Origin of the sequence: Belliella alkalica, assembly GCF_022549785.1 — a bacterium.
In the GTDB taxonomy this organism is placed as follows: Bacteria; Bacteroidota; Bacteroidia; order Cytophagales; family Cyclobacteriaceae; genus Belliella; species Belliella alkalica.
On sequence record NZ_JAKZGO010000069.1, the window covers coordinates 1 to 1,145 of the forward strand.

1 protein-coding gene is annotated in these 1,145 nt (G+C 53.3%); it reads left to right on the forward strand.

Annotation, left to right across the window (positions count from 1 at the left end; all coding sequences use genetic code 11):
• On the forward strand, positions 1 to 1,145 hold a 1,145-nt coding region (locus MM213_RS20675; protein ID WP_439647575.1), incomplete at both ends, for a CLIPPER-2 domain-containing protein.

Genomic DNA, 1,145 nt, shown 5'->3' on the forward strand with positions numbered 1-1,145 from the left:
CAGTAACACAGGCAGATATCGATTCAGGCAGCGTGCAGAATGTAGCGAGCGCGACGGGCACAGATCCTGACGGCGATCCTACGGATCCTGCGACTGATGAAGAGGAAGTAGACGGTCCTGTCTTGAACCCGTCGCTATCGGTAGTTAAGACTGCCACGTCGGTTAACGGCGATGCGGGGGCGACAAGCTTCGGTGCTGTTGGCGATGTGATTGCGTACAGTATAGAGGTGGGCAACGATGGCAATGTTACCTTGACCAATGTTGCGGTTAACGATCCATTGACAGGTCTGAGCGAGACGATAGCAGTATTGGCTCCTGGTGACAGTGAGACCTTTACGACGACCTATACAGTAACACAGGCAGATATCGATKSMGGCAGCGTATTGAAYGTAGCGAGCGCGACGGGCACAGATCCTGACGGCGATCCTACGGATCCTACGACTGATGAAGAGGAAGTAGACGGTCCTGTCTTGAACCCATCGCTATCGGTAGTTAAGACTGCCACGTCGGTTAACGGCGATGCGGGRGCGACAAGCTTCGGTGCTGTTGGCGATGTGATTGCGTACAGTATAGAAGTGGGCAACGATGGTAATGTTACCCTGACCAATATTGAGGTAGAAGATCCATTGACAGGTCTGAGCGAGACGATAGCAGTATTGGCTCCTGGCGACAGTGAGACCTTTACGACGACCTATACAGTAACACAGGCAGATATCGATGCGGGCAGCGTATTGAATGTAGCGAGCGCGACGGGCACAGATCCTGACGGCGATCCTACGGATCCTACGACTGATGAAGAGGAAGTAGACGGTCCTGTCTTGAACCCGTCGCTATCGGTAGTTAAGACTGCCACGTCGGTTAACGGCGATGCGGGGGCGACAAGCTTCAGTGCTGTTGGCGATGTGATTGCKTACAGTATAGAGGTGGGCAACGATGGYAATGTTACCTTGACCAATGTTGCGGTTAACGATCCATTGACAGGCCTGAGCGAGACGATAGCAGTATTGGCTCCTGGTGACAGTGAGACCTTTACGACGACCTATACAGTAACACAGGCAGATATCGATGGCGGCAGCGTATTGAATGTAGCGAGCGCGACGGGCACAGATCCTGACGGCGATCCTACGGATCCTACGACTGATGAA